The 14806-nt window shown below is 62.5% G+C and carries 9 protein-coding genes; 4 read left to right on the top strand and 5 right to left on the bottom strand.

Translation table 11 applies throughout. The features are described from left to right. The first annotated feature begins 90 nt into the window (after positions 1 to 90). Positions 91 to 3303, top strand: coding sequence for an AfsR/SARP family transcriptional regulator (locus NKI72_RS19360; protein ID WP_352850517.1), 3213 nt, complete (start codon positions 91 to 93; stop codon positions 3301 to 3303). A 224-nt stretch (positions 3304 to 3527) separates the two neighbouring features. Next, on the top strand, positions 3528 to 4865 hold the full coding sequence (locus tag NKI72_RS19355; protein WP_352451262.1) for an LGFP repeat-containing protein: 1338 nt from the start codon (positions 3528 to 3530) through the stop codon (positions 4863 to 4865). Positions 4866 to 5245: 380 nt separating this feature from the next. Here NKI72_RS19355 and NKI72_RS19350 read toward each other — a convergent pair whose 3' ends face one another. The 4 genes from NKI72_RS19350 to NKI72_RS19335 form a co-directional block, all read right to left on the bottom strand. Further along, positions 5246 to 7300 carry a M3 family metallopeptidase gene (locus NKI72_RS19350; protein ID WP_352850527.1) on the bottom strand — a complete coding sequence of 685 codons (2055 nt, stop codon included), beginning with the start codon at positions 7298 to 7300 and terminating at the stop codon, positions 5246 to 5248. 90 nt (positions 7301 to 7390) lie between these two features. Then, entirely contained in the window at positions 7391 to 7801 is a 411-nt protein-coding gene (locus NKI72_RS19345) for a nuclear transport factor 2 family protein (protein ID WP_352834649.1), read from the bottom strand. Positions 7802 to 7811: 10 nt separating this feature from the next. Continuing rightward, positions 7812 to 8456 (bottom strand): carbonic anhydrase, encoded by a 645-nt coding sequence (locus tag NKI72_RS19340; RefSeq protein WP_352681849.1) that lies wholly within the window; start codon positions 8454 to 8456, stop codon positions 7812 to 7814. A 194-nt stretch (positions 8457 to 8650) separates the two neighbouring features. Further along, positions 8651 to 9187 (bottom strand): TetR/AcrR family transcriptional regulator, encoded by a 537-nt coding sequence (locus NKI72_RS19335; protein ID WP_352683701.1) that lies wholly within the window; start codon positions 9185 to 9187, stop codon positions 8651 to 8653. Positions 9188 to 9336: 149 nt separating this feature from the next. On the opposite strand from NKI72_RS19335, the gene NKI72_RS19330 reads away from it, so the two are divergent. Both NKI72_RS19330 and NKI72_RS19325 read left to right on the top strand, forming a co-directional pair. Next, on the top strand, positions 9337 to 10614 hold the full coding sequence (locus NKI72_RS19330; protein WP_502898596.1) for an efflux RND transporter periplasmic adaptor subunit: 1278 nt from the start codon (positions 9337 to 9339) through the stop codon (positions 10612 to 10614). Beyond that, positions 10611 to 13697, top strand: coding sequence for an efflux RND transporter permease subunit (locus NKI72_RS19325; protein WP_352850516.1), 3087 nt, complete (start codon positions 10611 to 10613; stop codon positions 13695 to 13697). Before NKI72_RS19330 ends, NKI72_RS19325 begins: the two co-directional genes overlap by 4 nt. A gap of 47 nt (positions 13698 to 13744) precedes the next feature. On the opposite strand, the gene NKI72_RS19320 is transcribed toward NKI72_RS19325, so the two are convergent. After that, on the bottom strand, positions 13745 to 14209 hold the full coding sequence (locus NKI72_RS19320) for a L,D-transpeptidase (protein WP_352834647.1): 465 nt from the start codon (positions 14207 to 14209) through the stop codon (positions 13745 to 13747). Positions 14210 to 14806 lie beyond the last annotated feature (597 nt).

Here is a 14806-nt window from a genome sequence, read left to right as displayed (position 1 = left end):
AGGCGAGCACAACGCCGGCCGGCGATTTGTTGTTGCGGGCGAACCGATTACCTGTTTTGGCGAGGCGACTGCGCTGCGAGAGTCCTCACAATGGATAAATACTTCCGGGACGCGCCGCGCGAGATAGCAAAGCTCTCGGCACCCCGGCCAGTGGGAATTGTCAGCCGTCCGCGCGTAGTGGCGCTGCTTTCGCAGGCCCTCGACAGCGGTGCATGCTGGCTGGCGGCGCCTGGTGGATACGGCAAGACCACCGCGGTGATCGACTTTCTGGAACACGGCGGGCTGGAACAAGGCGGGCTGAAGCAAGGCGAATCGGCGTACAACTGGTATCGGGTCGACACCGAGGACCAGGACGTTGCGCGCCTTTTCCACTATCTGACGCTGTCGCTCGACGGCAGGCATGCCGGCATGCCGGTCTTTGGTCCGGAATATGCCGACAATTCCGACGATTTCGCGCGGCTGTTCTTCCGCACCTATTTCTCGCGGCTTGATCCGGGCACGATCCTGGTCCTCGACGATCTGCATCGTGCCGATGCGCCAGGCTTTCGCCGGACGCTGGCGATCCTGTTGCGCGAACGCCCCAACACTGTCCGCTGCATCTGCACATCGCGGATGCTGCCCGAGGGCGACGTCGCCGACCTCGTGCTGTCGGGACAGTTGCCGGTGCTCAACCAAACGCTGCTGGAGTTTTCGCCTGGGGAGGCTCGCAACCTCGTCACCGCCCGCTCGCAATCGCCGTCCGAGGTCGGCGACATTTCGGAGGCGCGCGGCTGGGCGGTGGGCCTTCTCCTGCTGGCCAACGCCGGAATGTACTACCCGCTTTCGCAGACCGGCCTTGCCGGGGGAGCCGGCCTTCGGGAGATTGTCGGACGTTATTTCCTGCGCGACATCGCGCCGGAGGACCAGGATCTGCTTATCAGGCTCAACGTTCTGCCGGAGATCAGCACGGAGCTTGCCGATGCGTTCCTGGGCTCGCCGCAGGCTGCTCGCCTGCTGGTGCGGCTGCAGCATCGCCAGCTGCTGATCACGCGCGACGGTCCGGGCGGCGCCGCCTTCCAGCTGCATGACTTGTTGCGCGAATACCTTGCCGGCCTACTGGACCGGCGCGTGACGGAAGCGGACCGTTCCAGGCTGCGCGAGCAGGCAGCAAAGGTCCTGCACGAGGCAGACAAAACCGACGCGGCAATCGTGCTGGCGTTGCAGGCGGGCGCCTGGCCGCTGGCACGCCAGCTCATTCTGGAGTGCGCTAACGGCGTTCTCACGCAAGGGCGCAGGGCCAGCTTCGTCGAATGGTGCAACAGGCTGCCCCCCGACCAGATGGACGGGTGGGTCCATTATTGGCTGGGCGTCGCCTTCGCATCGGACGATGCGAAGGCCGAACCGCACTTCTCCAAGGCATGGCAAGCATTCGAGAACACCGACATGCGCGGCCAATGCCTGACGGTGGCGCGGGCGGTCGTAGTCAAGACCGCCAGCTGGCGTACGCATGAGGGGCTGGCGGATTGGACGCGCCGAGCCTCACAGGTTCTTGCCAAGGGATTGCCGGAGTTGGATCCGGAGGAACTCATGATGGTCAGGCTCGGCATCCTGCGGGCCGTCGATTTCGCCGAACCTGGCGAATTCGACGCCCATGACGCGAAGCGCCTCGTGAATGATATCCAGCAGCGCCTGACACATCTGCCGATCGAGGATTCGGTCGAGTTGCGCCTGCTGGCAAGCGAAGCGCTCATCGACTACGCGACCTCGTCGGGGCAGCGCGACATTTTTGCCAATGCCGTGGACAGCGTTGCCGCCGATCTCGAACATCCGGATATCCCGCCGTTGGTGCTCGGCATGTGGCTGGTGTCCTTTGGCTCGGCCAGCGGCCGTTACTTCCCCTATTCGCGGCGCGGTTTTGTCTATGCCTCGGCCGAGGATGCGTTGCGACGCGCAACGGCGATAGGCGAGCAGCACGCCTTACGGGGCGTCGAGTTCAGCGCGCTCTATCAGCTTCAATTGCTGATGAAGCTTCACAACAGGTTCTCGGAATTCAATGCGCTCGTCTCCCGGCTGGGCGAGATCGCGGACAGCAGGTTCACAACCCAGGTCGCTGTAGTCGCCGACTGCCACGCGGCGATGCACACGCGCAACGGCGACTTCGTCAAGGCTTATCTCGACTGCGATGCCTTCATGGATGCGATCGAGCGGGCGAATGAGCCGATGATCGAACGCTGGCCGCATTACGTCACCAAATACCAGGTCCTGCTGGCCGATCGGCGTCCAGCGGAGGCCATTGCGCTACTCCAGGAGATCGTCGAAAGGCTGAGCGGCGGCCCTCGCCAGCGCGTCGAACTCAACATTCTGGCCGCTCGGGCCCTGGAGCAGAAGTGGAACGGCGGCGCGTCCTATGGCAGTCGTCTGGCTGAATTCATGGAGGCGTTGCGCCAGGTCAACCCCTCCGCAATCCTGCTCAACCTGCCGGACCTATTGGCCGATCTTGTCGCCGATGCGCTGGAGCGAAAGATCGACGTCGATCTCTGCCGCCGTGTCGTTCGGGCGCGATATCTGGTCCCGCCCGCTGGCCGACCCGTCCAGTGGCCTTGGCCGCTCAGGATCCACTTGATGGGAGGCTTCCGCCTCGAAATCGATGGTGCCGAGGTCGCGCCCGGTGCCAAACCTACCCGCGCGCTCGACATATTGCGCATTATCTGCCTGTCGAGGGACCAGGTCTGTTCGGTGGAAACCCTGCAGGATTGGCTCTGGCCCGACCTCGACGGCGACCAGGCCAAAGCGGCCTTGGAGCAGGCGCTGCATCGTCTGCGCAAATTGCTCGGGCAAGGCGAACTCGTAACGCTGAGAGAAGGCCGTTTGCGGCTCGCTGCCGACAAGGTCTCGATCGATCTGCAGGATTGGGAAGACCGGCTGAAACCCGTTCTGTCGGGCCAAAGAGACTGCGCAATCGAGGAGCAGGAGATGCTGCTGGAAGGCTTTGTCGGCCCGCTTTTCTCGAATGCCCCGATGCCCGCCTGGTCGAATGCCGCGGCCGACCGGGTGCGGGATGGGTTTGTGGAGCTTGCCGTGCGGATCGCCAAACACTGGCAGAGTCAAGGCAATGCGGATCGGGCACGCCAGGCGTGCCGGCGTGCGCTCGATTTCTACCCGGAATCGGCCAAACTCCATGGCACGCTCATCCAGGAGAGCCTCTCCAGGAACGATCATGCCGGCGCCATCGAGGATTACCGGCGCTATGAACGCGCGCTCGCTTCGACCGGCGATGACGAGCCCTCGCCTTTGCTGCGTTCGCTCGTGCGCCCGTTTCTCTAGACCGGTTCATCGTTTCACGGAAACGCCGAACCGCTCTATCTCTTTATTTTTGCGCAATTCCGGACGGAAAACCGTTCCACACTTTTCCTGGAATTACTCTGGCGCAGCTCGGAACTCTGTAAGCCGTCCGTAAGTCGCGGTCTGGGAACCTCGGCTCGTCGATCAAAACCGATCGCCGGAGGCCTGAAGCCCCCGATACCAACACTCACAGGAAGGAAAAGGTCATGCCGTATACTGCCAGAGCAACTTCGAGAGTGCGTGCCGGCACCATCCGCGCTGGAGCCACAAGACTTTCCGACCAGCTCAGGATCGGGCCTTGGTCGCTCCTCTCGCCCGAAGCTGTCATACAGCAAAAGTACAACTCCCTTGGAGGCGCCGGCTTCGCCGAGATCGACAGGAAGGACACTGGAAAAGCCTGGTATCTCAAGAACGGCTCATGCATTTGTTACAACGATGCCATGCACGACGCCTTTGAGATCCATGGCGAAATCTACAGGAAGTGGATTGCGCTTGGCGGTCTCGCGTGGGGCATTCCCTGCACCGACGAAACCGGAACTCCCGACGGCGTCGGCCGATACAATCACTTCAACAACAATACCGCTTCGATCTACTGGACACCGAACACCGGTGCTCAAGCGATTTGGGGGGCAATTCGCGGCAAATGGGCAGCAATGGGCTGGGAGCGCTCGGTTCTCGGCTATCCGGTCACCGACGAAACCGGAACTCCCGACGGCGTCGGGCGCTACAACCATTTTGCCAATGCCGGCTCGATCTACTGGACACCGAACACAGGAGCCAACGTGGTGTACGGTGACATCCGCAAGAAGTGGGAGAGCCTGGGCTGGGAACAGTCATATCTGGGATATCCCACGACCGACGAGACCGAATTTGCCGATGGTGGCCGTGCCAATCTGTTTGAAAACGGCGGCATATACTGGTGGCCCGACACCGGCGCGATCGACCTTCGAGACGTCGTCGTCCACTATACCGGCCTCCATTGCTTCGGCGAGACCGACTGGGATCAGGGATCGAGTGCGGACGAACCCTATGTCATCGTCAGCGTGACAACGCCGCAGATCGCCGACACCAGGCGCAGCCAGGTCTATGGCGACGTCGATGCCGGAGATACGAGACCCGACCTTATGGAAATCTATCGAGGCAAGCCCTACGGCATCAATATCGGCACGGTGCTGATGGAAAACGATTTTGGCGACCCCAACAAATACAAGGACGAGGTGCAGAAGATCGTCATGGGCGTCCATACGGCGGGCACGCTGGCTTTGGGCCTCATTCCGGTGGCAGGACCTATCATTGCCGCGATAGCCGGCCCCGCCCTGGGATCCTTGATGCCATCGATCGGCGGCGCCATCAGCGATCTCTTCGATTGGGGCGATGACAGGATCGGGAGCGCGACAGTGACCATCTCCGCAAAGCAGATGGTGTTGCTCGCGGCACGTACGAACAATACCACCTTCAGCGGGATTGGGTTCAAAGTGGAAACGCCCCTGATTTCCGGCGAGGGGGCTTCCTACAAAGCCTATTTTGGCTTTGTGCCTGCCTAGGCCAATCGCCTCGGCAAAAACCTTCGCCGAGACAATCAAACTTACCAGCCCGGCCTTCCATTGGCGGGGCTGCCACTTCGCGACTGAGAGTTTCCGTAGCGGTCGTCGCAAGGCGCGGTCCGGATGCGGCAGCGGCCGATCAGCATAGCGGGCAAGCTGTCGTTGCCTAACCCCGCACAGCCCGTAGCGCCGCCATGAACGCGGCTCCTTCGGCCGGAACGATGGAGACCGCATTAAGTGCGGTCACCTCAACGACGCGGCCGCAGCCAACGAGGCCGAACGGGACCGGCGGAAACCGGATCAGGCGGTGCGCAACCCGCCGCCATGACAGCCGAGATCAATCAGGATGGAAAGAGAACGGTGACAAGAGCGGGCATGCATCACACCAGCCCGCGCTTGGCCATCATCGCTTCCGGGGAAGGCATCTTGCCGCGGAAGGCGGTGTAGAGTTCTTCCGGGTCCTTTGAACCGCCGGCGGCGTAGATGTTCTTGCGCAGCCGCTCGGCCAGCGCCGGATTGAAGGGATCGCCTGTTTCCTCGAAGGCGGCGAACGCGTCGGCGTCGAGCACTTCCGACCACATGTAGGAGTAATAGCCGGCAGAATAGCCATCGCCGGCGAAGATATGGCCGAAATGCGGGGTGCGGTGACGCATGGCAATGGTGTCAGGCATGTCGAGCTTTTCGAGCGTCTCGGCTTCGAAACGAAGCGCCTGTTCCGGTGCATCCGGCCGGGCGTGGTAGGCCATGTCGACCAAGGCCGAGGCGGTGAACTCGACGGTGGCGAAGCCGGCGCCGAAGGTGCGCGCCGCCAGCATCTTGTCGACCAGCGCCTTTGGCATCGGCTTGCCGGTCTTAATATGCAGCGCATGCTTTTCCAGTACCGCCGGCACCGTCAGCCAGTGTTCGTAGAGCTGCGAGGGCAGCTCGACGAAATCGCGGCTGACCGAGGTGCCAGCGACCGATGGCCAGGTAACGTCGGTCAGCATGCCGTGCAGCGCGTGACCGAATTCGTGGAACAGGGTCTTGGCCTCGTCGACCGACAGCAAGGCTGCCTCGCCGGCCGGCGGCTTGGCGAAATTCATGATGTTGTAGATGACCGGCTTGGAGCCATCGCCAAGCTTGTAGCCGGATTTCAGCGCGCTCATCCAGGCGCCGGAGCGCTTCGAAGGCCGCGCGAAATAGTCGGCGAGGAACAGGCCGCGCTCGCTGCCGTCGGCATTCTTCACGACGAAAACGCGAGCGTCCGGATGCCAGGTGGCAATGCCCTTCTTTTCTTCGAAAGAGATGCCGAACAATCGTGTTGCCACGTCGAAACAGGCGTCGATGATGCGGTCTAGCTGCAGATACGGCTTCAGCTCGGCCTCGTCGAAGGCGAATTTCTCTGCACGCAGCTTCTCCTGATAGAAGCGCCAGTCCCAGGCAGCGAATTTCTCGTTGCTGCCGGCCTCGACCGCCAGCCGCTGCAATTCGGCCTGGTCGCTTGCGGCCTTTTCCACCGCCTTTTCCCAGACCGGATCGAGCAGCGCGTGCACCGCCTCCGGCGTCTTGGCCATGGTGTCGTCGAGCTTCAATGCGGCGTAGGAAGCATAGCCGAGCAGCTTCGCCTTCTCGGCGCGCAGGCGCAGCATGTCGCGCACCACTTCCGTGTTGTCGGTAGCGCCGCCATTCTGACCACGCATGATGAAGGCGCGGGACGCCGTCTCGCGCAGGTCGCGGCGTTCTGAGAAGGTCGAGAACGGCTCGTAGATCGAACGCGACAAAGTGACGGCGTAGCGGCCCTTCTGGCCGCGCATCTCGGCGGCTTCCGCCATCGAGCTTTTCAGGAATTCCGGCAGGCCGGCCAGGTCGGCCTCGTCGAGGAACAACGCCCAGTCGCGCTCGTCGGCAAGCACGTTCTGGCCGAAATTGGTGCCGAGCGACGACAATTCCTCGTTGATCGAGGCCAGCCGCTTCTTGCCTTCGGCGTCGAGCCTGGCGCCGGAGCGGACGAAGTTTTTCCAGGTCTTTTCCAGCACCCGCAGCGTTTCGGCATCGAGCTTCAAAGCCTCGCGGCGCTGATAGAGATCGTCGATGCGGGCAAACAGTCGCTCGTTCATCGAAATCGCCGAGTAATGCCGCGACATCTTTGGCGAGATGTCGCGCTCCAGCGCCTGGATCGCCTCATTGGTGTGGGCGCCGGCGCGGCACCAGAAGATCGAGGAGACATGGTCGAGCGCCTCGCCGGCAAGCTCGAGCGAGGCAAGCGTGTTTTCGATCGTCGGCGTCCCGGTGTTGCCGGCAATCGCCTCGATCTCGGCCTCATGCGCCTTCAGGGCCGCGTCGAAGACCGGAGAAAAATCGCCGTCGCCGATGCGCGTGAAATCGGGCAGGCCGAACGGCCCTTGCCATGCGGTCAGCGGATGGGCGGCGAGGTCGACGGTTGACGGCATGGGCAAACTTTCGCTGGGTGGGCGGGAGAAGCGGATCGTCACCGATGTAAGGCGCCGGCCCGTTGCGCGCAACAGCGGGTCCCGTTCATGGTTCCGTCAGTAGCCGTCGCAATTTTCGGCGATCGCGGCTTGCGAACTGGCGGTGATCTGGTCGTTGGCGACCGCAAAGGTCTCCTGCATCAGCATGTCGTTGCTGGGAAAATCATAGCAGGCGATGACAGTGGTGACGCCGCCCTCCGATTTCTCGATCCGATGGCGGATTTCGGCCCCGGCGACGGCGCCTTGCCACTCGGCGATCGAGGCGATGAATTCCTGCTTGCTTTGCACGACGCCGAGGTCGTCGAGCTTGATGCGGACGTTGTCGGCAAGCAGGTCCGACAATTCGCCGCGGTCGGCGACGAGGAGTGCCGAATACCAGCGATCGATGATCGCGCTATCGTCGGCACGGGCGAAATCTGCCGAGCACAGCAGTGCCGCAGCCGCGAACGCGTCCCGAAGTCGCGTCATGCCTTGTCTCCTACTCCATCTCCGGCCGCTCGAAATCGCCGGTGTCCTTGTTCATCACCCAAAGCTCGCCGGTCGAAATATCGAACCAGGCACCGTGCAGCGACAGCCGCCCCTTGCCTTCGAGGATCGAGACGCAAGGGAAGGTACGCAGATTGGCGATGGAATAGCGGATCGAGATGCGCTCCAGCGCCGTCTGGCGCTCGGTCGCGGTCATGAAGGTGCTGGACGATACGGTCTCGGCCGCGGGCGCGATCAGGCTCATCCACTTGCCGATGAAATCGCCCGGCGACAAGGGTGCGGCCGTGGTGTCGAGTGCCGCGCGGATGCCGCCGCAGCGGCCGTGGCCCATCACCACGATGTTCTTGACCTTGAGGCTCTGCACCGCAAATTCGAGCGCCGCCGATGTCGAGTGGAACTGATCGTCTGGCGCATAGGGTGGCACCAGATTGCCGACATTGCGCAGCACGAACAGCTCGCCCGGCCCGGCATCGAAGATCGCTTCGGGCGCGGCCCGCGAATCGCAGCAGGCGACGATCATCGTTTCCGGTGCCTGGCCCTCCCGCGCCAGCGAGCGATAACGGCCGCTTTCGGTGAGATAGCGGCCGCTCATGAAACTGCGGTAGCCGGTGAGAAGATGCTCGGGAAGATGGGGCATGGGCAGCGGTGGGAGCCTTTCCGGGTTGAAGGCAGCTCGGTTCAATCCCGAAAGGCTCTAGCGCATCGGCCCGAAAATCGGAACCGATTTTCGGAAAGCGGGATGGCGTGGTTTCGACGTGCTAGCCCGTATTTTGACACAGGTGAACGAACGCCGCCATTAATCGGGTTCAGAACCGCAGATTGGCGGTTCGACTATTCCGCGATGTCCAGCAGGGTCGATATCAGCAGCCGGCGCTCTTCGGCGGAGAGAATGTCCGAATCGAACAGGTTCATGCTGCGAAGCCCTTCGATGGCGAGATAGCAGACCAGCAGCGCCTTGAGGTTCGGCGTCTCCTGCTTCAGCCGCTCGAATAGCTGCCGCCTGAACGATTTTATCGGCGTCAGGAAATCGGGATCCTCGGCAATCGCCGAAAATATCCAGGATGCCGACGGTTTCGATTCCTCGGCATGCTCGGCCGACAGCTTGATGTAAGTTGCAAGCGGGCTTTCGCCGTTGACGCCGGCCGTGCGGGCGGACTCCAGGGCCTGCTCGAAGGCGCGCAGGTAATCCTCCACCAGCGCCTGCATCAATTTCGCCTTGGTCGGGAAATTGTAGAGAAGACCGCCCTTCGACACGCCGGCACGGCTGGCGACCGCATCCAGCGACAGGCTGCCAGGACCCGTCTCGCGCGCCACGGCGGCGGCGGCGGCGAGGATCTTCTCGCGCGAATTTGCTCTGCGGGCCTTCATCAAGCGTTCCCCATTCATTAGCTTAGGCGGAATTGACAAGACCGTCCAGACGGTACAGTAAGATCGCCGTCATTTGAAATTGGGACCAGGCACAGGTATGTGTTCCGGTCATCCGACCGTTATGCTGGGCCGTGGCCGAGGGACTGTTCGTGATCAAGCGCTTCATCATCGCCTTCATTCTGCTCGTGCTGGTGTGCGGCGGCATCGTCGGCTTCAACCTGTTTCGCGACAATGCGATCAAACAGTTCTTCGCCACCATGAAGCCGCCGGCCGCGACCGTGTCGACGGTCATCGTCAAACCGATGTCATGGACGCCCGGCATCGAGGCGATCGGCACTGTCAGTGCCGTACGCGGCGTCGACCTGACGGTCGAAACCGCGGGCATCGTCAAGGACATCCTGTTCCATGCCAATCAGAAGGTCGCCGCCAACGCCGTGCTGCTGCAGCTCGACGATGAAGTCGAGCGAGCCGACCTCGTGGCATCGAAGGCGCAAGCCACCTCCGACCAGACGACGCTGATGCGCGCTCTTGAGCTGCAGAAGCGCGGGGTGGGCACCGATGCCACGCTCGACACGGCGCAGGCAGCAGCATCGGTCTCCGCCGCGCAGGTAAACAAGCTGCAAGCGGTGCTCGACCAAAAGCAGTTGACGGCCCCTTTCAAGGGTACCGTCGGTATTCCGAAAATCGACCTTGGCCAGTATCTCACACCCGGCACCGCCGTGGTGACCTTGCAGGACATGGATACGATGCGTGTCGATTTCACCGTGCCGGAGCAGCAGCTTCCGCAGCTGAAGATCGGACAGACGGTGCGGTTGGGCGTCGGCGGCGGCGACATGCCGTTCACCGGCAGCATCCGCGGCATCGATCCGAAGATCGACCCGACCAGCCGGCTGGTGACCGTGAGGGCGGAGGTCGGCAATCCCGAAGGCAAGCTGACGCCCGGCCAGTTCGTCCAGGTGCGCGTCGAACTGCCCGAGGAGAACGACGTGCTGGCGCTGCCGCAGACGGCGCTGACTTCCAGCCTGTACGGCGACTTCGTCTTCGTGGTGCGCCCGGCCAAATCCGCCGAAGCCAACGGCGCGGCGCCCGAGGCAAAGCCGGAAGAAAAGCCGGCTGCAGATGCTGCCAAGCCCGCGGCCGAAGCACCCGCGGCAAAACCCGACGAAAAGCCGGCTGCTACCCCAGCCAAACCGGCAGAGGAAGCCAAGCCGGCAGCGGAAAAACAGAAGCCGCAGCTCGTGCTAGCCCAGGTGTTCGTCAAGCCAGGCCGCCGCAACGCCGGCCTGGTCGAGATTCTGGAGGGCATCGCGCCCGGCGACGAAGTCGTTACCGCCGGCCAGAACCGGCTCTCCAACGGAATGTCCGTTGCCGTCGACAACACGATCGATCCGGGCAAGCCAGGGAACCAGCAGGCAGCCCAGCAATGAGCTTTTCCGACCTCTTCATCCGCCGCCCGGTCCTTTCGACCGTGCTTGCCTGCATGATCCTGCTTCTGGGTTTTCAGGGAATCTTCAACCTTTCGATCCGGCAGTATCCAGAGGTTGAAGAAACGGCCATCACCATCACCACGGCCTATCCCGGCGCCAGTGCCGACCTGATCCAGGGGTTCATTTCCGCGCCGATCGCGCGTGCCGTCGCTTCGACCGAAAACATCGATTATGTCACGTCGTCGAGCCGGCCGTCCTCCAGCACCGTGACAGTGCAGATGAAGCTCGGCTCCGACCCCGACGTCGCGCTGAACGAAGTCTTGTCGAAGGTTCAGAGCGTTCGCGGCGATCTACCGGACGAAACCAAAGACCCGGTGATCGTCAAGGGCACCGGCCAGCAGTTCGCGATGATGTACATCTCGATGCAGAACCCGAACATGACGCCGGAACAGCTCACCGAATATATCGAGCGCGTCGTGCGGCCGCGTATCTCGACGGTCGAAGGCGTCGCCGACGTGCAGATCTTCGGCGCAGCCGAATATTCGATGCGGGTCTGGATCGACCCGATCAAACTGGCGGCGCGCGGCGTGACCGCGGCGGAAGTGCTGGCCGCCATCAACGAATCGAATTTCCTTTCCGCGCCCGGCGACACCGAAAACGAATATGTGGTTTCTTCGATCACCGTTCGCTCTACGCTGCAGACCCCGGAGGCTTTCGCCGCCCTTCCACTCCGGTCGAAGGACGGCAATGTGGTGAGATTGCGCGACGTGGCCCGCGTCGAACTCGCCGCGGCGAACACCGACACCAGGGTCAGCTTCAACGGCAAGCCCGGCATCTTTCTCGCTATCTTTCCGACGCCGGCCGCCAATCCGCTGACCACCGCGGCGGCAATCCACAAGATTGTGCCGACCATCCAGGAGACGCTGCCGCTCGGCATGACGATGGAGATCGTCTACGATTCAACCGAGCAGATCAGTGCGTCGATCGAGGAGGTGTTCAAGACCATCGGCGAGGCGGTCGCCATCGTCATCGTTGTTATCCTGCTCTTCCTCGGCTCGTTCCGCTCGGTGCTGATGCCGATCGTGACCATTCCGCTGTCGCTGATCGGCGTCTGTTTCCTGCTGTTTTCGGTGGGCTATTCGATCAATCTTTTGTCGCTGCTGGCCATGGTGCTGGCGATCGGACTTGTCGTCGACGATGCCATCGTGGTGGTGGAAAACATCCACCGCCACATGGAGGAAGACGGCTTGTCGCCGATGCAGGCGGCGTTCAACGGCATGCGCGAGATCTCGTCCGCCGTCGTCGCCATGACGATAACATTGGCCGCCGTGTTCGCGCCGCTGGCCTTCACCGGCGGCCTGACAGGCGCACTATTTCGCGAATTCGCGGTGACGCTTGCCGGCTCGGTGGTGCTTTCGGGTGTCGTCGCCCTCACCATCACACCGATGATGTCGGCACGTATCCTGAGGTCCGGCTCGCACAGCCGCTTCCAGCGCATTGTCGACAATACGTTCGGGCGCGTCGAACACATCTATGAGCGGCTCGTCACCGGTTCGTTGAACTATCGCCCGGTGACGCTGATGATCGTCCTCGCGCTGGTCGCCACGACCGGTTTCATGTTCACCAAGACCGCGAGCGAACTGGCGCCGGAAGAGGACCAGGGTTTCCTGCTTTCGCTGGTGACCGCGCCGCGGTACGCGACGTCGGACTATACCGAAACCTACGTCAATCAGATACTCGGCCTGGTCAAGGATCTGCCTGAGACGCGGGCACAGTTCTCGGCGGTCGCCTTCGGTGGTGGCCAGACGAACAGCGCTTTCGTCGGCTTTGCGCTCAAGGACTGGGCTGACCGCACGCGCAACTCGAAGGAAATCCAGCAAGACATTACGGGCCGCCTGAGCAAGGTGGCGGGCGTCGAAGCTTTCGTCTTCGCGCCGCCGACGCTGCCCGGCTCCGGCGGCGGCCTGCCGATAACGATGGTCGTGCGCTCGACCGGCGACGCCTCGCAGGTGTACGAGGCGGCCGAAGACATCAAGAACAAGGCGCAGGCCTCCGGCCGCTTCATCGTCGTGCAGAATTCGATGACCTTCGACGCGCCGCAAGTGACGGTGACGATCGACCGCGACCGCGCCGCCGCGCTCAACCTGCCGATAGCCGACATCGGCCGGACGCTGACGCTCCTGGTCGGTGGCGCCGAAGTGGCGCAATTCGACCGCGAATCCAACAGCTACGACATCATCCCGCAGGTGCCGCAGAGCTTTCGCGACAACCCTGAAAAACTGGGCGAGTATTTCGTGCGCAGCGTATCGGGCGAGATGGTGCCGCTCTCGGCGGTGGTGAAGATCTCGACCAACGCGTCGCCGGCCGCCATCGAGCAGTTCAACCAGCTCAACTCGGCGACGATCTCTGCCTTGCCGCGGCCCGGCATCACCACCGGGGATGGGCTACAGGCGATCGAGGACATTGCCAAGCAAAGCCTGCCCGACACCTTCTTCATCGACTATACCGGTCAATCGCGGCAGGAGAAGGAACAGGGCTACACGATCATCATCGCCTTCGCGGCGGCGGTGCTCGTCATCTATCTGGTGCTGGCGGCGCAATTCGAAAGTTTCCGCGATCCGCTGATCATCATGATGGCGGTGCCGCTGTCGATCTTCGGCGCGATCGTGCCGCTTAATGTCGGGCTTGGCACGCTCAACATCTACACCCAGGTCGGCTTGATCACGCTGATCGGCCTGATCACCAAGCACGGCATCCTTCTGGTCGAGTTCGCCAACCAGCAGCGTGAAATGCACGGCATGCGGCGGCGCGATGCGATCATCGCGTCGGCCAGGGTGCGGCTGCGGCCGATCCTGATGACGACGGCGGCGATGGCGCTCGGCGTGGTGCCGCTGATCATCTCCAGCGGCGCTGGTGCCGCGGCACGCTATTCGATGGGCCTGGTGATCTTCACCGGCATCCTGGTCGGAACCATGTTCACGCTGTTCGTGGTGCCGATGTTCTACACCTTTGTCGCCAGCAAGGACCTGCCGCATCACGCCGAAAAGCCGGATCCGAAGCTGATGCCGGTAATGCCGGATTAGATTGCGGTAATATCCGGCCCTTGCCTGGGAGCGACGAGAAGCATCGCTCATTTAACGATGACGATGCTGGTGTTGGCCGGGCCGAAGACCTCGACGAGCTGGTAGAAATCGGCGGCGTTGTCCGGATGCAGACGCACGCAGCCATGCGAGGCTGGCTGGCCGAGGCGCTTGATGGCGCTTGTCGCATGTACGGCGTAGCCGCCGCTGAAGAACACCGAATGCGGCATCGGGGCGTTGTCGTATTTCTTCGAATACCAAATTTCATGCATGCGGGTCGGCTTGAACGAACCGGTCGGCGTGACGTGCGTCCTGTCGCCGGTCGAGACTTTCCAGGCGAATGTCGGCCGGCCGTCGACCAGGATTTCCATGGTCTGCTGCGATAGCGACACACGCGCGACGATCTTGTTGGCGGCGGCGTGGGCTGCGCCGTTGCCGGCACTGACAAGCAAGGCAGTACCGGTGATGACGGCGGCGGCGATGTTGATGAGCTTGGCGGAAATGGCAGTGCACATGATGTCTCCCCTATTCTGCCGGTCGGGACCGGCTCAATTCGATGACCGGCTTATCGGGGCGTCATGTTTCAAGCCGATTTCGCTGATGCTCGTTTGTGTTTCGATTCTGTTTCCCCTGGTTAACAGAAAAGGTCCGCGCAAAGCAGCTTGCAGTTGCACGACGTCGTCATGACGGTGGCGTGTTTGCCTAGGCGGATCGGCCAAACCGCGGCGCGAATACGCGATTGCCTTTCGTTTGATAGGAAGTCACCTGACTCCGAAACCGAGCTGCAACAAAGCGCAGCCTCGGCGGCATGATCCGGATACAGCGAACAGGCAAAGTTGACCTGACGAAAACAGCGGTCAACGAACGATCGGAAGCCAACACTGTTTTCGCTACGGTCTGGATTGGTCTGGACAGTTTCCAGCCTGCGCGTCGACCGGCTCAAGCCCCTCTGGCGGGGGCGGCTTAGGGCCGTTGAGGATGCGCGGCGCCTCCGGCAACTTGCAGCCGAGAGGACCGAAGGCCCCCGCCCCAAACGGGGGCGGCCCGGGCGGCGCGGGCGGGTAGGGGGTCTGTGTGTTATAAAACAATGACGAAGCCCCCCCAGGTAAGCG

It is taken from the genome of Mesorhizobium sp. M0437 (assembly GCF_040321335.1).
GTDB lineage: Bacteria > Pseudomonadota > Alphaproteobacteria > Rhizobiales > Rhizobiaceae > Mesorhizobium.
This window is presented reverse-complemented; position numbering and strand designations above follow the sequence as displayed.